The following is a 19,340-nucleotide window of genomic DNA, read 5'->3' as shown; positions in this document are numbered from 1 at the left end:
CTGCTGAATTCACTGTCGGCGAAGGTAAGTTGATGACTCATGATGAACCCTGTTCCATGGCTCCAGATGACAAACATGATCTCATATCAGGGACTTGTTCGCACCTTCCTTAGCTGAAACCGCTGTCCAGGCCGCCGATTATATACGTGGGTATTACGATAATGCACAGGCGGATTAATCTTGCTTACAAACATTGTCCTTCTGTAGTAATGGCTTCTGTGGTAATTTTCTCAGGCTTTTATTCCACTCAAAATCAGTGGAATCTGCATATGGCATTGTTAACTAACCGGAATTAACGCCGAGATCCTTTACCAGTACCAAAATTATGACAAATACTCGTAACATCCTGACAGGTCTTTTAGTTCTGTCTGTACTGGCTTTATGTTTTATCTGGCCAATCCCAAACGATCAGCTACCTTTTCATCGTAATGGACTGATTTATCCTAATATTGTGGTGGCGCTCGGTCTTTTCTTTAGCTCTTCAGTGGCGAGAAAAGCGCTGGACTTAAACAAAATTAAGTTCGTGCTTATTGTGCTGTGGGCATTAACCTTCTTTATCCTGATTAACGGCTTTTTTGTCGCGCCAGATATTAAAGAAATGGTGTCGACCTGGGATGGACAGTGGTTACGTCCGGTATTGCTTTTCTGTGCGGGCCTGGTGTTATTACCGGTGATTCAGGAGCGCTTCCCCTCTTTATCGGCAGCCCGTTTCTTTACTCTCGTCGTCCTTTTTTTCTGGGGCGTCGTCTGTATCCACCTCCTTGATACCGTCTGGCTTTACTGGCGAGACGGCGTGATCCACTGGGGCGAAACGCGGATTGTTTATAACCGCACGCGCATGAGCTTCCAGGTCAATATGATCACCGGTTTCCTGCTCGCCGAACTGCTTACGCGCGGCCTGCTTCATCAGCGTTTCTTACGCCTGAAGACACCGTTCCTCGCCTTTATGCTGCTGTGTAACCTTGTCTGCACGGCGTTAGTCGATACCCGCTGGGGAACGATTGGACTGGTCGGCAGCCTGTTCTCCACCTTCCTACTGCTCAGCCTGCACAGTATGCGTCGCAGCCGGGTGCTGCTCACCGGTGGCATCCTTCTGGGCATTATTATCGCTTCTGCGCTTCTGGGCTATGCCTCCTGGAAAACCGATCCGCGCTGGCAAAATCTGGAAGATGATGCGGTAACAGGCTGGAACGCGCCTTTCACCAGTTTTTGCTATAACAGAACAGACGGAACTGTACCGACTAACGATCTCGGTCGTCCAATGGATCACTCCAACGGCTGTCGTGCCAGCTTCTTCCATCAGGGCTGGAAACTGGTAGGTGAACACCCTGCGGGAATGGGGCCTCGCAAAGAGGCCTTCCGCTATGTGCTGCGTCGCGACACGCAGGACAATCGCATTAACATTCCGCACAGCCACTACGGCCTGATTGAGTTTGGTATCCAGAACGGCATCGCGGGCATTGCAGGCTGGCTGATTCTGCTGGCAGGCTGCTGGTACATCGGCTGGCGCGAGTTCCGCCATGGCAATATGATGGCGGGCATGTTCCTGCTGCTGTTTACGGTTGGTTTCTTCTCCCGCACCATGGTTGACCACAATCTGAAAGATCACTACCTGGAACAATATATGCTGTTAACCGGGTTGCTTGTGGGAATGTGCGCGTTACGGCCCGCTAAACGAACAGAAACAACCTCCTGATTGCGTATACATAGCGCCGTTGACAATACGCATCGGCGCAACGTTACCTATCAGAACTCTTTTGCCTGCCGGCTGTCGAAAAGCCATTGCACATTGCTGTATCGCTCGTTAGCCGCATCTCACCGCGTTAAATTACGGAGTAAGCATGTCTGGAACGCCTCAATTAAGCCTCGTTGTCGCCGTCTATAATGGCGAGAATTTCCTGAGCGCTTTTTTTGACAGCATAAAGAAACAGAATCTGCACAGCCTGGAACTTGTTATTGTTAATGACGGCTCTACTGACGGCTCTGCAGAGATCATCGCCCGCTACGCCAGTGAATTCAGTCATTTTAACGTCATCGACCAGCCTAATGGGGGTGTCTCTGCGGCCCGTAATACCGGTCTGGCCGCAGCAACGGGCGATTACATCGCGTTCCCGGATATTGATGACGTTATCTATCCGGGTATGTATCCGCGCCTGCTGGAGATTGCACTCGCCGGGCAGTTGGACGTCGCGACCTGCAACGGTACCTACATTTATGACGACGGACGCCCGTCGAAGAAGATTTTCCCTTCAGATAAACTTGCGTCAACCGACGTGCTGGACGGCCCGACCTGGCTGCAGATGGCGCTCGAATCGCGCAAGTTCCTGCACGTGACGTGGCTGAACATCTATCGCCATGCCTTTATCAAAGAGCAGGGCTTCAGCTTTGAACAGGGTCTGCGCCATCAGGACATCCCCTGGACTACGGAAGTGCTGCTCACCGCCAGACGCGTGCAGTATATTGATGAGACCTATTACGACTACCTAATCCACTCCGCTTCCGTTTCCCATACGCCAGGCACGGACGACACGCGCATGCGTTCTTCGCGCCATTATATGAAGATTCTGGAGATGCTGGACGCCATCAACAAACGCTATCCGGAACAGGTGAAACGCGTGCCCGCCTGCCGCTGGCAAATCGCCAAAGAGGGTCTGGGGATCCTGCATAGCATTAATAACATTGAAGATATGGCCAAAAAACGCGAGATCACCCGTGAGCTTTTCGATCGCGGTATCTGGACGCTGATTTGGCAAAATGCGCGCGGCTTCCGCCAACGGTGGCGTCTGGGACGTCGCTACTTCCGTCTTAAAAAAATTCTTGGCTAACGGAAATTATGACCAAACTTAAATTACACGCGGTTTCCCGCGCGGATTTCATCGCTAAAAACTACGCAGATTTCCAGACTCTCCTGGATAACCAGGTCAATCCTGACGATATTCCGGAGCGATTTTATTGTGGCGGCCGCGGTGGCTGGACGTTCCAGACTACCCTGGCGCTAAAGCACTATTATGGTGACGCAATCGAGTGTTCGTTTGGCTCTGAATGCAGGCCAGATGCCATTAACCTGATGCATAACGACGACTTTGGTTCCCGCGTGAAGCCGTGGCGTGGCTTCACCGTGGTCGCGCGTGCGGACCGCCCTCCCGTGATTGGCGCCGATGTTGTCGTCGACCAGAATCCGGAAGTAGACAACCATAGCAATCGTATTTTCGTCCCCTACTGGCCACAGCCGGGCGTAAAACCACGCGAACGCACCGACGAGACAATCAAAACCGTCGCATTCTTCGGCCGTGTAGACAGTTTCCCGGACGAATACCGCGAAGGGAATTTTAAGCAACGTCTTGCCGAACAAGGTATTGAGCTCCGCATCTCGTTCGATAACTGGACAAACTACCAGGACGTGGACGTGTGCATCAGCTTCCGCAAATCACACGATCACAAACTGGCGCGTAAGCCTGCCAGTAAGCTCATTAACAACTGGCTGGGGAAAACGGTGATGGTCTGCGATGACGAGCCGTCTTATCGCGCGATCCGCGAAAGCGAGCTGGACTACCTGATCGCCAAAAACCCTGATGAAGCCTTCAATGCCATCATGCGTCTGAAAAACTCCCCTGAACTGTATCGTCAGATGCGCGAACAGGGTGAGAAACGCCTACAGGTCTATTCCCGCGAAGCGGTCGCTGCACGCTGGTATGCCCTGTTTGAGGATATTTGGCGAAAAGGATTGCACAATCGTCCTACGGTAGTTCGCGCACTGCGCTTTGGTTTTGGTAAAGCCATTCGCCCGCTGACTAAAAAGTTCTGATCGGAATAGAGTCCTTCCATGTTCAAAACAACGACACACTCTTCGTTCACCCCGCGCAGCAATCTGTTGCGCACCCTGGGGTTGACGCTGGCATTCCTGCTGCTGTTCTCGCTTTCAGAAATCATCATTCTGCTGAAAGATCACGTCTACCAGCCGAAGTCCGGTGATATCTCGCTGTATCTGATCATTTCCCTGCTTGCCGCAGCCAGCGCGCGTTTCTTCCTGACTCGCCTGCTGCTGGCCGTCACGTTTATCGTTCAGATTTCGGAAGCGGTGTACTACCAGTTCTACGGTCAGTTCTATGGCCCGAGCGAAGTCTGGCTGGCGTTCGTGGAAACGAAAGACATTGCCAGTGGGATCACCGACAGCCTGGGTTCACTGGGCATCTACTTCGCCATCATGATTGTGGCGGTCGTGTTTGCGCTGGTCTTTGCGCGTCGTCTGGCGCCGCTTTGGCACAAATGGATTGCGCTTCCTTGCCTGCTTGCGATTGTCGTGATGTTTGTCGGTCAGTTCTACAAAGCGATCGACGGGCAGATGTACAAGTTCAACCCGGACCTGCGCCACTCCCTGCTGCGTAACGGCCTGTCTGCAATGAGCTTCAGCGCCATACGCCTGATCCCGGAAGCGATGTCAGGCGAAAACCAGAATCTGACCCACTACGATCCCTACCAGGTCAAACCTGTTAAGGATACGCGCGCGGGTAAATATTCGATTATTCTGGCGATAGGTGAAAGCCTTAATCCGCACCACGTCAGCGCTCTGGGCTACGAACGCGATACCACGCCTGAGCTGAAAGCGCTGCTCCAGCAGTATCAAGGTACGGGCCGCCTGATTGTCTCCAACGCCGTGTCCACCCGCGTGGCCATCCCGATGCTGGTGAATAATCTGCGCGAGCCGGATAACTACGGGGCCTATAAATCGAAATCCACCAATATCTTCGCCAACGCGAAGAAACAGGGTTATCAGACCGCCTTTATCTCCGCCCAGGGGCTGGAAGGGCTGAGCAACTGGATTGGCATCCATGATATCGATCTGTGGGAAGATACCCAGATCCGCCCGGCACCAGATGTCGGCGCAGACGTTGTTCTGACGCCATCCGTTGAGAAAGCAACCCTGGACTGGAACAAACCGTTCCTGATGGTGCTCAACAGCCGCGCGCCACATATTCCGTACGAGCGTAATATTCCGCAGGGCTTCGCGAAATTCTCTACGCCGCGTCTGAGTGATGATGTGGCGCAGAAGAAAAACGAGTATGACGATGCGGTCCGCCTGTATGACAAAGAACTCGCGTCCGCGATTCGCACCGCGCTGGCAAAATCCAAACTGCCGGTGCTGGTGTTTATCACCTCCGATCACGGTGAACGCGTGGGCGATAACGGTCTGTTTGGCCACTCGGTTGTTGAAATGCCAATTGCTCAGGTACCGTTCCTCTACTTCAGTAACGATCCGGCTTACGCCATGAAGGAGATCAGCCCGCAGGTACCTCTCAACCATTATCAGGTGGCAACGCTCATCAACAAGATGCTGGGCTACGACGTCAGCAATCCGAATCAAAAAGATGACAGCTTCTTTATCACTGGCGGTGATATTCGCGGGCTTTCGGAGCGCGTAACCTACCATCTGAATGCCCTCCCCGAAGCGGAGCGCTAATCGGTCAGACATGAAACGGGCAAGAAATTGCCCGTTTTTTTTCAGGCGAATGAGCGTAACGCAGGCAAATGGGTATCTTAAAACACCAAAGAGATAGCTTTAGACGGCTCAAATGCTTAGAATTTGCCCGCCGAAACTAAAAAAACGGATAATCGCTTGGAATTGTTGTATACCGCCCTGCTCTACATTATTCAGCCACTGGTGTGGCTGAGACTGTTGCTTCGTAGCCGTAAAGCGCCTGCGTATCGTAAACGCTGGGCTGAACGCTATGGCTTCTGCCGCAATAAAGTCGCGCCGGACGGTATTTTGCTGCATTCCGTTTCTGTCGGTGAAACGCTGGCGGCGATCCCGCTGGTTCGCGCCCTGCGTCACCGCTACCCGTCGCTGCCGATTACCGTCACGACGATGACGCCAACCGGCTCGGAGCGCGCGTTATCCGCTTTCGGCAAAGACGTTCATCACGTCTATCTCCCTTACGATCTCCCCTGCGCCATGAATCGTTTCCTGAATACCGTTCGCCCGAAGCTGGTGATTGTGATGGAAACCGAACTGTGGCCGAACATGATTTCCGCCCTGCATGCCCGTAAAATTCCGCTGGTGATTGCCAACGCGCGCCTGTCAGAGCGCTCGGCGAAAGGTTACGGCAAGCTGGGTAAATTTATGCGCCACCTGCTGAGCAAAATCACCCTGATTGCCGCGCAGAATGAAGAAGATGCGGCACGCTTTATCTCTCTGGGCTTGAAGCGCAACCAGCTTGCAGTGACGGGTAGCCTGAAATTTGATATTTCGGTTACCCCTGAACTCGCCGCCCGCGCGATCACGCTTCGCCGCCAGTGGGCCCCGCGTCGTCAGGTCTGGATTGCGACCAGTACCCATGACGGTGAAGAAGAGATCATCCTGCAGGCGCACCGCAAGCTGCTGGAAAGCTTCCCTGATTTACTGCTAATCCTCGTGCCCCGCCATCCGGAACGTTTTAAAGATGCCCGTGAAATGGTTCAGAAAGCCGGTTTCAGCTTCACGCTGCGCAGCAGCGGGGAGATCCCGTCTGGCAGCACCCAGGTGGTGATTGGCGATACGATGGGCGAACTGATGCTGCTCTACGGCATTGCTGACCTCGCGTTTGTCGGCGGCAGCCTGGTGGAGCGCGGCGGCCATAACCCGCTCGAGCCGGCAGCCCACGCGATTCCGGTGCTGATGGGGCCGCACACATTTAACTTCAAAGATATCTGCGCGAAATTACAGCAGGCCGATGGTTTAATTACCGTGACCGATGCGGATTCGGTAGTCAAAGAGGTCTCAACCCTTCTGACTGACGAAGATTATCGCCTGTGGTACGGGCGACATGCAGTCGAAGTGCTGCACCAGAACCAGGGTGCCCTGACCCGTCTGCTGCAGCTTCTGCAACCTTACCTGCCCCAGCGGAGCCACTGATGTCAACGCGTCTGTCGGTCGTGATGATCGCCAAAAACGCCGCCGACCTGCTTCCGGACTGCCTGGCGTCGGTTGCCTGGGCTGACGAGATAGTCGTTCTTGATTCCGGAAGTACGGACAACACGGTGGACGTTGCCAGGGCAGCGGGCGCAAAAGTCTTTATCGATACTGACTGGCAAGGCTATGGCCTCCAGCGCCAGCGCGCGCAGGGGTTTGCCACCGGAGATTATGTCCTGATGCTCGATACTGACGAGCGCATCACGCCGGAGCTTCAGCAGGCCATTCAGGCGGTGCTTTCCTCACCTCAACCTGGTGCTGTATACAGCATTGCCCGCCGCAACTACTTCCTTGGCCGTTTTATGCGCCACAGCGGCTGGTATCCTGACCGCGTGACGCGCCTCTACGAGCGCGAGCGGTATCAGTACAACGACAATCTGGTGCATGAATCCCTGGCCTGCGACAACGCCCAGATCATCTCCCTGACGGGCGATTTGCTGCACCTGACCTGCCGCGATTTCGCGAGCTTCCAGCGTAAACAGCTCAACTATGCCACGGCTTGGGCGCAGGAGCGTCACCAGCGCGGCAAGAAGGCCTCACTGACCGGTATCTTTACCCACACGCTGGGCGCGTTCCTGAAAACGCTCCTGCTGCGTGGTGGCGTGCTGGACGGTAAGCAGGGCTGGTTACTTGCGGTAGTCAATGCCCAGTATACTTTCAACAAATACACCGAGCTGTGGGCGCTCTGCCGCGGCTACTCAGAGAAAACGTGAGCCATGAGCACAAAAGCGATTTATCCGGGTACCTTCGATCCGATCACCAACGGTCATCTTGATATCATCACCCGTGCGGCGTGCATGTTTGACAAGGTGATCCTGGCCATTGCCGCCAGCCCCAGCAAAAAGCCGATGTTTGACCTCCACGAGCGCGTGCAGCTCGCCACCGATGCCATTTCGCACCTGCCGAATGTTGAGGTGGTCGGATTCAGCGACCTGATGGCTAACTTCGCCCGCGCCCAGCAGGCGAACATTCTGATCCGCGGTTTACGCGCGGTGGCAGACTTCGAATATGAGATGCAGCTGGCGCACATGAACCGCCACCTGATGCCGGAACTGGAGAGCGTATTCCTGATGCCCTCCAAAGAGTGGTCGTTTATCTCGTCCACGCTGGTGAAAGAGGTGGCGCGACATCACGGGGACGTTACCCATTTCCTGCCGGTTAACGTCCACCAGGCGTTGATGGAAAAGCTCAAGTAGCCCTATTTCTGGCACTGACGGCAGTAGAACGTGGCGCGCTGGGCGTGCTTCGTGGCAATAATGGGCGTGCCGCAGACTCTGCACGGTTCGCCCTTACGGCCATACACCTGCAGCTCCTGGGCAAAATAGCCCGGCTTGCCGTCACTTTGCAGGAAGTCCTTCAGCGTTGTCCCCCCCTGCTCAATTGAGCACAGCAATACGGCTTTAATCACCCGAACCAGCAGCTCGCACTCCTGCGCCGACAGCGACGAGGCCAGCCGATCGGGGTGGATCCCGGCCGCAAACAGCGATTCGCTGGCGTAGATATTCCCCACGCCGACCACCAGCTTGTTATCCATCAGCCAGGGCTTAATCGGGCTTTTCTTCTTCGCGCACTTCGCCTTGAGGTATTCCGCGTTAAACGCGTCTGAGAGCGGCTCCGGGCCCAGATGCGCCAGCACGTTATGCCCTTCCAGCTCCTTCGTCCACAGCCACGCGCCAAAGCGCCGTGGATCGGTGTAACGCAGCACTTTGCCGTTGCTCATCACCAGATCGACGTGGTCGTGCTTTTCCGCAGGCAGTTCTTCGGTAAGAACGCGCAGGCTCCCGGACATCCCCAGGTGGATAATGATCCAGCCGTCGGGCAGCTCCAGCAGCAGGTATTTCGCGCGGCGCTGCACGCTAAGGATGGGTTTATCGCTCAGGGCATGGATCTCATCGGACACCGGCCAGCGCAGACGCCCGTTACGGACAACCGCGTGAAGAATCGTCGCGCCGACCAGATGGGGCTCAATGCCGCGACGGCTGGTTTCTACCTCAGGTAATTCAGGCATGGTTCCTCCGTTGAGATACAGAATGCAAAAAACCCCGCAGTTGCGGGGTTTTTCGATACAAGGAGACTAAAATTATTTGATTTTAGCTTCTTTGTACAGTACGTGCTGGCGTACAACTGGATCGAATTTTTTCAGTTCCAGTTTTTCCGGCTTAGTACGTTTGTTCTTCGTGGTGGTGTAGAAGTGACCTGTACCAGCAGAAGAAACCAGCTTGATTTTCTCGCGAATACCTTTAGCCATGATTTATTTCCTCTTTAAGTACTTAGTACTTTTCGCCACGGGCACGCAGTTCAGACAGAACTGTATCGATGCCTTTCTTATCGATTACACGCATACCTTTAGCAGATACGCGCAGGGTGACAAAACGCTTCTCGCTCTCAACCCAGAAACGGTGAGAGTGCAGGTTCGGCAGGAAACGGCGTTTAGTCGCGTTCAGTGCGTGGGAACGGTTGTTACCGGTCACCGGACGCTTGCCAGTAACTTGGCAGACTCGGGACATGTCTATTCTCCAAAAATCAAATTAGCTCGAGCTTCGTATGGGGTATCGGCGCCTCGTCAGGCTTTACAGCCCGGTCATCGCATAGTTCTAAGTGAACTCTCGATTGCCAGGCCCAAATGCCAAACCCGAGATTCTCAAAGGTGGCGTAGTATACGCTGACTCGGCGGTGTGCTCAAGTCCCGAACAGACAAAGATCCCGATGGATCGCGAGAAATAGCCTAAATCCAGCCATGTTCTGCAAAAGAAATGTACTCTCCGCGGCCAATTATCAGATGGTCCAGCACACGAATGTCCATGAATTGACAGCATTTGATAATGCGCTCGGTGATTTCTTTGTCCGCTCTGCTCGGTTCTGCACAGCCTGAGGGGTGATTATGCGCGAGGATCACGCCCGCTGCATTCACTTTTATCGCTTCCCGCACAATTTCTCGCGGATGCACCTCAACGTGGCTTAACGTGCCGGCAAAGAGGCAGCTATGTTTCAGTACCCGGTTTCTGTTATCGACAAAGATCACCATAAAGATCTCGCGCTCGATATCGGTTAACTGGCTTTGCAGATATTCACGCGTCATCGCTGGCGTCAGGATCGGATCGTCCTTCTCCATGCGGACATTGTAAAAACGGCGGGCAAGTTCAGCAATGGCCCGCAACTGGGCATATTTCGCCACACCGATCCCTTCTACGTGCTTAAACTGCGCCAGTTCGGCGGTCAGCAAACCGTGCAGAGAACCGAAATGTACGATCAGCTCTTTTGCCAGCGTAAATACCGTTTTACCGGGCGTTCCGGTACGTAAAAAGAGCGCCAGCAGTTCATCATCTTTTAACAGGGTGACGTCATAGCGCAGCAGTTTTTCGCGCGGCAGCAGCGGCTCATCCTCTTCTTCCATGCTCTTTCTCCCTTTTTTAACCGCATGCTGCCACAGGCCAGTCAGGCACTCGACGACCACGTTGCGTTCTTGCGTAGCGCCTCGCAAAGTGGTCGAAGGACAAAATCACCCCGTTTTGGGGATTGTGATAAAATGCCCGCTCTCTGGTGAACCCCAACAGGAAAGAATCATGATGAGCCTGGCCGGTAAAAAAATCGTTCTTGGCGTGAGCGGCGGTATTGCTGCCTACAAAGCGCCGGAGCTGGTGCGTCGTCTGCGCGAGCGCGGGGCAGATGTACGGGTCGCGATAACCGAAGGCGGTAAAGCCTTTATCACTCCTCTGAGCCTGCAGGCCGTTTCAGGATACCCGGTATCTGACAGCCTGCTCGATCCGGCCGCCGAAGCCGCGATGGGCCATATTGAGCTTGGGAAATGGGCAGACCTGGTTATCCTCGCGCCCGCCACGGCTGATTTAATCGCCCGGGTAGCGGCCGGTATGGCAAACGACCTGGTCTCCACCATTTGTCTGGCCACACCTGCGCCTGTTGCCGTCGTGCCTGCCATGAACCAGCAGATGTACCGTAACGCGGCTACGCAGCACAATCTTGAGACCCTGGCCTCACGCGGCCTGCTTATCTGGGGTCCGGACAGCGGTAGCCAGGCCTGCGGCGATGTTGGCCCGGGCCGCATGCTTGATCCGCTGACGATTGTTGATATGGCCGCAGCCCACTTCTCGCCTGTCAACGATCTGCAACATCTCAACATCATGATTACCGCGGGCCCCACGCGCGAGCCGCTGGATCCGGTGCGCTACATCACCAACCATAGCTCCGGCAAAATGGGCTTTGCGATTGCCGCCGCCGCCGCGAAGCGCGGTGCGAACGTCACGCTGGTGAGCGGCCCGGTCTCTCTGCCTACCCCTGCGTGTGTGAAGCGAATTGACGTTACCACCGCGCTGGAGATGGAAGCCGCCGTGCAGGCACATGCGCAAAGCCAGCAGATTTTTATCGGCTGTGCGGCCGTTGCAGACTATCGTGCTGAGACGATCGCCGAGGCTAAAATTAAAAAGCAAGGCGATGAATTAACACTAAAAATGGTGAAAAACCCGGACATTGTTGCCGGTGTCGCCGCACTAAAAAGCCACCGTCCATACGTCGTTGGGTTTGCCGCAGAAACGAATAATGTGGAAGAATATGCCCGGCAAAAACGTACCCGCAAAAACCTCGATTTGATTTGCGCGAACGACGTATCGCTGGCCACACAAGGATTTAACAGCGACAGCAACGCACTGCACCTTTTCTGGCAGGATGGAGATAAAGTCTTACCGCTTGAGCGCAAGGAACTCCTGGGCCAACATTTACTCGACGAGATCGTTACCCGTTATGATGAAAAAAATCGACGTTAAGATTCTGGACCCGCGTGTTGGCGAGCAATTCCCGCTGCCAACCTATGCCACCTCCGGCTCTGCCGGTCTTGACCTGCGCGCCTGTCTCGATGACGCCGTAGAACTGGCTCCGGGTGCCACGACCCTGGTTCCGACTGGCCTGGCGATTCACATTGCTGACCCGTCGCTGGCAGCGGTTATCCTGCCGCGTTCTGGCCTGGGCCATAAGCACGGCGTTGTGCTGGGTAACCTGGTGGGCCTGATCGACTCCGACTATCAGGGTCAACTGATGGTCTCCGTCTGGAACCGTGGTCAGGACAGCTTCACCATTGAACCGGGTGAGCGTATCGCACAGATGGTCTTTGTACCGGTGGTACAGGCAGAATTTAACCTGGTGGCAGACTTTGACGCCACCGACCGTGGCGAAGGCGGCTTCGGCCATTCCGGGCGCAAGTAACGGCCCGACAAACACGTATCTCACAGCGTCATAATGCAATAACAAACCGCAAACGTCCGTTTGCGGTCGCTGTGTGGATGCCAGCCTGGCAAGTGCTTATTTTCAGGGGTATTTTGTAACATGGCAGAAAAACAAACCGCGAAAAGGAATCGTCGCGAAGAAATACTTCAATCTCTGGCTCTGATGCTTGAATCCAGCGATGGCAGTCAACGCATCACCACCGCTAAACTGGCCGCCTCCGTAGGCGTGTCTGAGGCGGCGCTGTACCGTCATTTTCCGAGCAAGACCCGGATGTTCGACAGTCTGATCGAGTTTATTGAAGACAGCCTGATCACGCGCATCAACCTGATTCTGAAAGACGAAAAAGACACTACCGCGCGTCTGCGTCTGATAGTGCTGTTAATCCTGGGCTTCGGTGAACGCAATCCGGGCTTAACCCGTATCCTGACCGGCCACGCGCTGATGTTTGAGCAGGACAGACTCCAGGGCCGCATTAACCAGCTTTTCGAACGCATTGAAGCGCAGCTGCGCCAGGTTCTGCGCGAGAAGAAAATGCGTGAGGGTGAAGGATACAGCATTGATGAAACGCTGCTGGCGAGCCAGATTCTGGCGTTTTGTGAAGGGATGCTTTCCCGCTTTGTGCGCAGCGAGTTCAAATACCGTCCAACGGACGATTTTGACGCCCGCTGGCCGTTAGTGGCGGCACAATTACAGTAACGCCATCGCCGGATGGCGGCGTCGCCTTATCCGGCCTACGAACGGGTAGGCCCGGTAAGCACAACGCCACCGGGCAATGCACTTAAACCCCGAACGCTTCGCGATACGCTTTTACCGCTGCCAGATGGTCCGCCATCTCAGGCTTCTCTTCCAGATACGCAATCAGATCTTTCAGGGTGATTATTGACGTCACAGTGCAGTTGTAATCCTGCTCCACTTCCTGAATGGCGGAAATTTCTCCGCGACCACGCTCCTGACGATCCAGCGAAATCAACACGCCAGCCAGCGTTGCACCGTTGGCCTGGATAATCTCCATTGATTCGCGGATCGCCGTGCCCGCGGTGATCACATCGTCCACCAGCATGACGCGGCCCTGCAGCGCGCTGCCGACCAGATTCCCACCTTCACCGTGGGTTTTGGCTTCTTTGCGGTTAAAGCAGTACGGCACGTCGCGATCATGATGTTCCGCCAGCGCCACCGCGGTAGTGGTCGCAATCGGAATGCCCTTATAGGCCGGGCCAAACAGCAGGTCAAAATCAATCCCGGAATCCACCAGCGCTTCGGCATAGAAACGGCCTAACAGTGCCAGATCGCGCCCGGTATTAAACAGCCCGGCGTTGAAGAAATAAGGACTTTTACGCCCGGATTTCAGCGTAAATTCGCCAAACTTAAGTACCTGCTTGTTAAGCGCAAACTCAATAAACTGGCGCTGATACGATTTCATGGATTAGCTCCTTTGGTTTTTCTGTCTTACAGGCAAAAAAAAGGCGACTCATTGGTCGCCTTTAAAATCAATTTTCTAACGCCGCTTTCTGCGTCGTGACAATGGATTCGATTCCCCCTCGGGCCAACGCCAGCAGGGAGAGAAGCTCTTCGTGGGTGAACGGCTCGCCTTCTGCCGTGCCCTGCACCTCAATGATGCGACCGTCTTCGGTCATCACCACGTTCATGTCTGTCTCTGCAGCGGAATCTTCAACGTATTCCAGATCGCAAAGCGCTTCACCGTTTACGATACCTACGGAGACCGCCGCAACCATGCCTTTCATTGGATTGGTTTTCAGCTTACCGGCAGCAACCAGCTTGTTCAGAGCATCGGCCAGCGCTACACAGGCGCCGGTAATAGAGGCCGTACGCGTGCCACCATCGGCCTGAATCACGTCGCAGTCCAGGGTAATCGTGAATTCGCCGAGGGTTTTCAGATCAACGGCGGCGCGCAGCGCACGCGCGATCAGACGCTGAATTTCCATGGTACGACCGCCCTGCTTACCCTTCGCCGCTTCACGGGCGTTACGGGTATGGGTCGCGCGCGGCAGCATGCCGTACTCGGCGGTGATCCAGCCCTGGCCCTGACCTTTCAGGAAGCGCGGAACGCCTTCTTCGATGGATGCGGTACACAGCACTTTGGTGTCACCAAACTCAACCAGCACGGAGCCTTCAGCGTGTTTTGTATAGTTACGGGTCAGGGTGACGGGACGCACCTGATTGGCGCTACGACCTGATGGACGCATGATGGATTCTCCGGCTTGAAACGAATGTGGCTGCGCATTATACGGATAAAGGACGCTTATTCCTATCCTGAGAAGCCCCCGAAAGCTATAATCCCCCCATCTCTCCTTTAAAAACGGGAATGTCTATGATCCGCAGTATGACCGCCTACGCCCGGCGTGAAATCAAGGGTAGCTGGGGTAGCGCTACATGGGAAATGCGCTCGGTAAACCAGCGTTACCTGGAAACGTATTTCCGTATGCCGGAGCAGTTCCGCAGCCTTGAGCCTGTTGTTCGCGAGCGTATCCGTACGCGTCTGACGCGCGGTAAAGTGGAATGTAACCTGCGCTTTGAGCCTGATGCCAGCGCACAGGGCGAGCTGATCCTCAACGAAAAACTGGCGAAACAGCTCGTGAATGCGGCGAACTGGGTCAAAATGCAGAGCGATGAAGGCGAAATCAACCCGGTTGATATTCTGCGCTGGCCTGGCGTCATGGCCGCCGGTGAGCAGGATCTGGACGCGATTGCCGCTGAAATTCTGGCCGCCCTCGACGGCACGCTGGATGACTTTATCGTTGCCCGCGAAACCGAAGGTCAGGCGCTGAAAGCGATGATTGAGCAGCGCCTTGAAGGCGTGAGTGCGGAAGTGGCTAAGGTTCGCACCCATATGCCGGAAGTGCTGCAGTGGCAGCGCGAGCGCCTGGTCGCCAAACTGGAAGAGGCAGAAGTTCAGCTGGAAAACACCCGTCTGGAACAAGAGCTGGTGCTGATGGCGCAACGTATTGATGTCGCTGAAGAGCTGGACCGTCTGGAAGCGCACGTTAAAGAGACCTACAACATTCTGAAGAAAAAGGAAGCGGTAGGCCGCCGTCTGGACTTTATGATGCAGGAGTTCAACCGCGAGTCGAACACTCTTGCGTCTAAGTCGATCAATGCGGAAGTGACGAATTCAGCGATTGAGTTGAAAGTACTGATTGAGCAAATGCGCGAGCAGATCCAGAACATTGAGTAATATCTCAGACGATCTCACCTTGTCTCACCCAAGCTAAGACCACCTCTAATAGCCCGTTAATACGGGCTATATCTTTATCACCTTGTCTCATCATGTATCACTACAGCGCATGTTTAGCGTGTACTTAACTATGTACATAATGACTTTTATGGCATCATGATTATGTACACACAGCACATAAGCAGAGTCATATATGGCAAAAATGACAGACATACAAATCAAGGCATGGATCAGAGCTGACGAACGCTTCGAAGCAAGGTCAGATGGCAATGGTTTATCTCTTTGTTTTCCAAAGAAATATGCTGCTCCATTCTGGCGTTTTCGCTATCGTTTCTCTGGAAAACAGCGGGTAATGGGTATCGGTTCCTATGCTGAACTCTCACTAGCAAAAGCGCGAGAGACCGCCAAAGAACTCTCTGCACGTGTAGCATTGGGTTATGACGTTGCCGGAGAGAAGCAAGAACGGAAAGCTGACGCCCTCAAAAAAATAGAGTCTGAAAAACATGCACTTCGGGTATCTCAATTAGCCAGCGAATATTTTGAACGCCAAATACTTAAACGCTGGAAGCACCCCGACATACTGCGCCGCCGAATCGAAAAAGATATAAATCCAAACATAGGCAACCTGCGAATAGAGGACGTTCGCCCCTATCATATTGATGATATGTTGCAAAAGATCCTTCAACGAGGTGCGCCTACCGTTGCCAATGACGTCCTCAGATGGACTCGACGGATCTTTGATTATGGAATCAAGCGGCACATGCTGGCTGCTAATCCAGCAAGTGCATTTGACATCTCTGATGCCGGAGGACAAGAACAAAGCCGTGAACGTTGGTTAAGTCGAGAAGAGCTGGTACAGCTTTTTCAGGTAATGCCTTTGACCAAAGGGTTTTCCCGTCAAAATGAACTAACTATGAAGCTCATTTTAGCCCTATGCTGCCGTAAGATGGAATTGTGTGGTGCCAGATGGTCAGAATTTGATCTGGATGAAGGCGTCTGGCATTTACCTGCTGAGCGCGTTAAAAACGGCGATGGTATTGATATCCCGCTGGCGGTACCCGTTGTTGGCTGGATTAAAGAATTAAAAATCATGTCCGGCAACAGTGAATGGGTTCTCCCAGCAAGAAAAATGCAACATCGCATGATTCCTCATATTCAGGAAAGTACATTACCAGTAGCGTTGGCTAAAATAAGATCAAATATGCCAGATGTGCCAAATTTCACGATTCATGATTTTCGGCGAACAGCCCGCTCCCATTTAGCTGCGCTGGGGGTAGATCCGGTGATAGCAGAACGCTGCTTAAATCATAAAATCAAAGGCGTTGAAGGTATATATAATCGCTATCAATACTTTGAAGAACGTAAGCAAGCTTTGACTGTATGGGCTGAGCTACTTACAACATTGGAAAAGGGTAATAATTACAACGTAGAACCAATAAGAAAAGAAATAGCGTAATATTGTAATCTATTAATATTTACTTTAGCCTGATTAGTTTCAGGCTAAAGTAATCTTTCATTTATTATATGTGCCGTTTATAGAACCTATAGATGTTACACTACAGTGTTTATCACAATCCTTCGAGATAACCTGCATGGCACCATTATCTAATTCACTAATCAACACAACACACATGCTTGACTGGTCACTATAAACCCAACGGTTACGTTGCCCTTTACGTGCATCAATAAGTGTTAATTCACCTCCTATCTCACATACTCCCGATGTAGTGCCAAGTGAAGAATTAATACTGAAGGCGGTGTGATTTTTGCTTTGATACAAAGAGAGTGTTCCATTTATTTTTTTAAAATCACTCGCTTTGGTTGAAAAACACAAAATCATCAGTGGTAGAGCCGTCAAAAGTTTCATATCTGCATCTATATATAAGATTAATATTTAACACCATTCTTATTAAATACAACAAAAGCGACTGAATAATATGAGTTAAATACCAGCCCCTCCTCTTCTATATTCTCAGCCGCAATAAGTCCTTTTTCATTTATAACCCCCTTCAAGAAAAACTCATTATCCTCTTGATAAAGTGCAAACCCTGTTGCAGGACGCCCAGCAAGTTTTACTTTGAAACCTATATAATTATCATACTTAACAACTTTGACTGACTGAAGATTTGGAAGGTCGTAAAAAACAGAGATAAACTGTTTCAGATTCGAGAAAAATAAAAAGTTATCATTCAAGCTTGCGCGAACATAAACATTAGAGTTGAGTTGCTTATCTGTAAGTCCCAAGCTTGAGATTTCATTACTGTATTTTTCAGATAAGTATTTTAATACATCATTATTTGTCACTCCATCTTGCTGAGTTGACACTGAACTTGCAGTCTCTTGTAAATGTAAATTATGCGAAGATGAATAGACAATATTACAAGAAAACAACAACGAGATACTTAATATTTTAGCGATAGATGAATTGTTCATATTACCTCTCAATTGTCATAGATTCTTAGAAAAAGTTATTGCTTGCTAGTGTTAATGAAGTCAGACCAAATTTCAGTTAAGTTCCTTTTATGGAAGCTGAATGATAGAAAAATGGACTTCCTTGAAGCCAAACAATCCATAAAGGAGTAAAAATCAATTTATAATCCATTATCGATGTTCATGCAAGAGTAAAACACCCGCAAAATGTCTTTTATAGACATATACGTTGGAAACAAGGCGGGAAAATGGCGAAGCTTGCATCCGAAGTCACTGATAAGATGGTTGGTCAACGTATCCAGATGCGCAGAAAAGAACTTGGTATGACTGCACAGCAATTAGCCGAGTATACGGATATTTCCCAGCAACAACTTTCACGTTATGAAAGAGGAGCCAATAAAATTAATGTCGCACATCTTGTAAATATTGCCATAAAAATGAATACGCCAATTGGTTGGTTTTTCATTGATTGCTTTGATGAGAACTCCTCTGGTAATAACGAACAACCAGAATTTGTTCCAGTGAAAGATGTAGACCTAAAGAATAGATTTGAACAAATTTGGCCTCGTTTAACACATGAACAACGCAGGGTTCTAATCATGTTCCTAGATGAATACACATAATTAATCTATCTTTCAAGAAGCTTTTTAGACATAAATATGTCTAGGCCATGAAATCTCCTTATTTTAATTCCATAACATCTATATCATTTCGAGTTAATTGATTAATAATCACTCCTTAAAAACCAATCTAATGTAGTAAAAATAGTCATTCTTTTAATCATAGTATTCGCTGAGAGCAGCCCAAAAAGGCTGTTCTCAAGATCTACCAAACTCACCTATTTCGTTCAGTAGGTGCGAAACTTTTCACATGGAAATCTGAAATTTTCCGCCGCTGAACTTTTGTTTTGAAACCCAGAAATTCCGAAACTTTTCGGCGTTTGAAACTTTCGAAACTTCCCGAACTTTCGAACACCTCGAAAACTCCGATCATTAAAAACCATTAAATTCAATATGTTATAAGAGTTTCGCTCATTCAATCTGCTAAACTGTAAATCGTAGAGGTATCAATCCGATGCGCTATTTTTGTGGATTCAAACGATGCCGAATAAACGTCTAATCAAGGTTAAAACTGTTCTGGAACTATGCGCAATTTCTCGTGCAACGCTCTACCGACTAATCGAAGCAGGAGCGTTTCCTCGCCAAGTCAGCCTAACCGGAGCACGCGCAGTTGCATGGCGAGAAGAAGAGGTTTTGGAGTGGATATCAAGTCGTCTGATAGTGGATTCAATGTGATCTAATCATTTCAGAGTTCAAATAGCTTTATCTGATTTCCCCTCTAATAGCACGCTATATACCACCTATCTAGAATCAATGTATTTAGGTACATTCAAAGCCACAACCCATTTATAAAGAAAATATCCGGTAATGACTCCAACTTACTGATAGTGTTTTATGTTCAGATAATGCCCGATGACTTTGTCATGCAGCTCCACCGATTTTGAGAACGACAGTGACTTCCTGCCCAGCCTTGCCA

23 protein-coding genes are annotated in these 19,340 nt (G+C 51.5%); 14 read left to right on the top strand and 9 right to left on the bottom strand.

Annotated elements, in window-relative coordinates; all coding sequences use genetic code 11:
* Positions 1-325 precede the first annotated feature (325 nt).
* The 7 genes from FHC52_RS21090 to coaD all read left to right on the top strand — a co-directional run bounded on the left by FHC52_RS21090 (position 326) and on the right by coaD (position 8,142).
* Positions 326-1,696: an O-antigen ligase gene (locus FHC52_RS21090; protein ID WP_126288177.1), complete on the top strand. Its 1,371-nt coding sequence runs from the start codon at positions 326-328 to the stop codon at positions 1,694-1,696.
* 145 nt (positions 1,697-1,841) lie between these two features.
* Positions 1,842-2,825, top strand: a complete 984-nt coding sequence (locus FHC52_RS21085) for a glycosyltransferase (protein WP_047748122.1) — start codon at positions 1,842-1,844, stop codon at positions 2,823-2,825.
* 8 nt (positions 2,826-2,833) lie between these two features.
* Entirely contained in the window at positions 2,834-3,805 is a 972-nt protein-coding gene (locus tag FHC52_RS21080; protein WP_032654456.1) for a hypothetical protein, read from the top strand.
* 18 nt (positions 3,806-3,823) lie between these two features.
* Positions 3,824-5,458, top strand: a complete 1,635-nt coding sequence (locus FHC52_RS21075; RefSeq protein WP_008502698.1) for a sulfatase-like hydrolase/transferase — start codon at positions 3,824-3,826, stop codon at positions 5,456-5,458.
* 156 nt (positions 5,459-5,614) lie between these two features.
* Positions 5,615-6,889 carry a lipid IV(A) 3-deoxy-D-manno-octulosonic acid transferase gene (gene waaA, locus FHC52_RS21070; RefSeq protein ID WP_126288179.1) on the top strand — a complete coding sequence of 425 codons (1,275 nt, stop codon included), beginning with the start codon at positions 5,615-5,617 and terminating at the stop codon, positions 6,887-6,889.
* Positions 6,889-7,659 carry a glycosyltransferase family 2 protein gene (locus tag FHC52_RS21065; protein WP_032654450.1) on the top strand — a complete coding sequence of 257 codons (771 nt, stop codon included), beginning with the start codon at positions 6,889-6,891 and terminating at the stop codon, positions 7,657-7,659. The genes waaA and FHC52_RS21065 overlap by 1 nt, the downstream gene beginning before the upstream one ends.
* Positions 7,660-7,662: 3 nt before the next feature.
* Positions 7,663-8,142, top strand: a complete 480-nt coding sequence (gene coaD / locus FHC52_RS21060) for a pantetheine-phosphate adenylyltransferase (RefSeq protein WP_008502695.1) — start codon at positions 7,663-7,665, stop codon at positions 8,140-8,142.
* A gap of 2 nt (positions 8,143-8,144) precedes the next feature.
* On the opposite strand, the gene mutM is transcribed toward coaD, so the two are convergent.
* From mutM to radC, 4 genes are all read right to left on the bottom strand, one after another.
* Complete coding sequence (mutM, locus tag FHC52_RS21055; RefSeq protein ID WP_220420246.1) at positions 8,145-8,954, bottom strand: bifunctional DNA-formamidopyrimidine glycosylase/DNA-(apurinic or apyrimidinic site) lyase; 810 nt, start codon at positions 8,952-8,954, stop codon at positions 8,145-8,147.
* 72 nt (positions 8,955-9,026) lie between these two features.
* A complete protein-coding gene (gene rpmG / locus FHC52_RS21050) occupies positions 9,027-9,194 on the bottom strand; it encodes a 50S ribosomal protein L33 (RefSeq protein WP_003024094.1) in 168 nt (55 codons plus the stop codon).
* Between the two features lie 22 nt (positions 9,195-9,216).
* Complete coding sequence (gene rpmB, locus FHC52_RS21045; protein ID WP_002436699.1) at positions 9,217-9,453, bottom strand: 50S ribosomal protein L28; 237 nt, start codon at positions 9,451-9,453, stop codon at positions 9,217-9,219.
* A gap of 218 nt (positions 9,454-9,671) precedes the next feature.
* Complete coding sequence (gene radC, locus FHC52_RS21040) at positions 9,672-10,340, bottom strand: DNA repair protein RadC (RefSeq protein WP_008502693.1); 669 nt, start codon at positions 10,338-10,340, stop codon at positions 9,672-9,674.
* 172 nt (positions 10,341-10,512) lie between these two features.
* Between radC and coaBC the strand changes: the two genes are divergently transcribed.
* From coaBC to slmA, 3 genes are all read left to right on the top strand, one after another.
* Entirely contained in the window at positions 10,513-11,724 is a 1,212-nt protein-coding gene (coaBC, locus tag FHC52_RS21035) for a bifunctional phosphopantothenoylcysteine decarboxylase/phosphopantothenate--cysteine ligase CoaBC (RefSeq protein ID WP_025910617.1), read from the top strand.
* Positions 11,702-12,160, top strand: a complete 459-nt coding sequence (gene dut, locus FHC52_RS21030; RefSeq protein ID WP_008502691.1) for a dUTP diphosphatase — start codon at positions 11,702-11,704, stop codon at positions 12,158-12,160. Before coaBC ends, dut begins: the two co-directional genes overlap by 23 nt.
* A 120-nt stretch (positions 12,161-12,280) precedes the next feature.
* Positions 12,281-12,877: a nucleoid occlusion factor SlmA gene (gene slmA, locus FHC52_RS21025; protein ID WP_008502690.1), complete on the top strand. Its 597-nt coding sequence runs from the start codon at positions 12,281-12,283 to the stop codon at positions 12,875-12,877.
* 82 nt (positions 12,878-12,959) lie between these two features.
* On the opposite strand, the gene pyrE is transcribed toward slmA, so the two are convergent.
* Positions 12,960-13,601, bottom strand: a complete 642-nt coding sequence (gene pyrE, locus FHC52_RS21020) for an orotate phosphoribosyltransferase (RefSeq protein ID WP_126288183.1) — start codon at positions 13,599-13,601, stop codon at positions 12,960-12,962.
* A gap of 67 nt (positions 13,602-13,668) precedes the next feature.
* Positions 13,669-14,385: a ribonuclease PH gene (gene rph / locus FHC52_RS21015; protein WP_006812424.1), complete on the bottom strand. Its 717-nt coding sequence runs from the start codon at positions 14,383-14,385 to the stop codon at positions 13,669-13,671.
* A 125-nt stretch (positions 14,386-14,510) separates the two neighbouring features.
* Here rph and FHC52_RS21010 point away from each other — a divergent pair, with 125 nt between their 5' ends.
* Both FHC52_RS21010 and FHC52_RS21005 read left to right on the top strand, forming a co-directional pair.
* Entirely contained in the window at positions 14,511-15,374 is an 864-nt protein-coding gene (locus FHC52_RS21010) for a YicC/YloC family endoribonuclease (protein WP_008502687.1), read from the top strand.
* Between the two features lie 193 nt (positions 15,375-15,567).
* Positions 15,568-16,830: a site-specific integrase gene (locus tag FHC52_RS21005; protein ID WP_024906634.1), complete on the top strand. Its 1,263-nt coding sequence runs from the start codon at positions 15,568-15,570 to the stop codon at positions 16,828-16,830.
* Between the two features lie 57 nt (positions 16,831-16,887).
* Here the strand turns inward: FHC52_RS21005 and FHC52_RS21000 are convergent, their stop codons facing one another.
* Positions 16,888-17,241, bottom strand: a complete 354-nt coding sequence (locus FHC52_RS21000; protein WP_072032704.1) for a hypothetical protein — start codon at positions 17,239-17,241, stop codon at positions 16,888-16,890.
* A 20-nt stretch (positions 17,242-17,261) separates the two neighbouring features.
* Positions 17,262-17,807, bottom strand: coding sequence for a hypothetical protein (locus FHC52_RS20995; protein ID WP_127341061.1), 546 nt, complete (start codon positions 17,805-17,807; stop codon positions 17,262-17,264).
* Between the two features lie 245 nt (positions 17,808-18,052).
* Between FHC52_RS20995 and FHC52_RS20990 the strand changes: the two genes are divergently transcribed.
* The gene (locus FHC52_RS20990) at positions 18,053-18,427 is read left to right on the top strand and encodes a helix-turn-helix domain-containing protein (protein ID WP_028017850.1); all 375 of its coding nucleotides are present in this window, start codon (positions 18,053-18,055) and stop codon (positions 18,425-18,427) included.
* 477 nt (positions 18,428-18,904) lie between these two features.
* On the top strand, positions 18,905-19,099 hold the full coding sequence (locus FHC52_RS20985) for an AlpA family transcriptional regulator (protein ID WP_045620757.1): 195 nt from the start codon (positions 18,905-18,907) through the stop codon (positions 19,097-19,099).
* Positions 19,100-19,242: 143 nt separating this feature from the next.
* On the opposite strand, the gene FHC52_RS20980 is transcribed toward FHC52_RS20985, so the two are convergent.
* Positions 19,243-19,340, bottom strand: a 98-nt coding sequence (locus FHC52_RS20980; protein WP_000851394.1) for an IS1 family transposase, incomplete at its 5' end; no start/stop codon positions are given.

This window comes from Enterobacter sp. EC_64 (assembly GCF_019584165.1).
GTDB lineage: Bacteria > Pseudomonadota > Gammaproteobacteria > Enterobacterales > Enterobacteriaceae > Enterobacter > Enterobacter roggenkampii.
The sequence above is the reverse complement of the archived record's forward strand: the minus strand, read 5'-3'. Positions and strand labels throughout refer to the sequence as shown.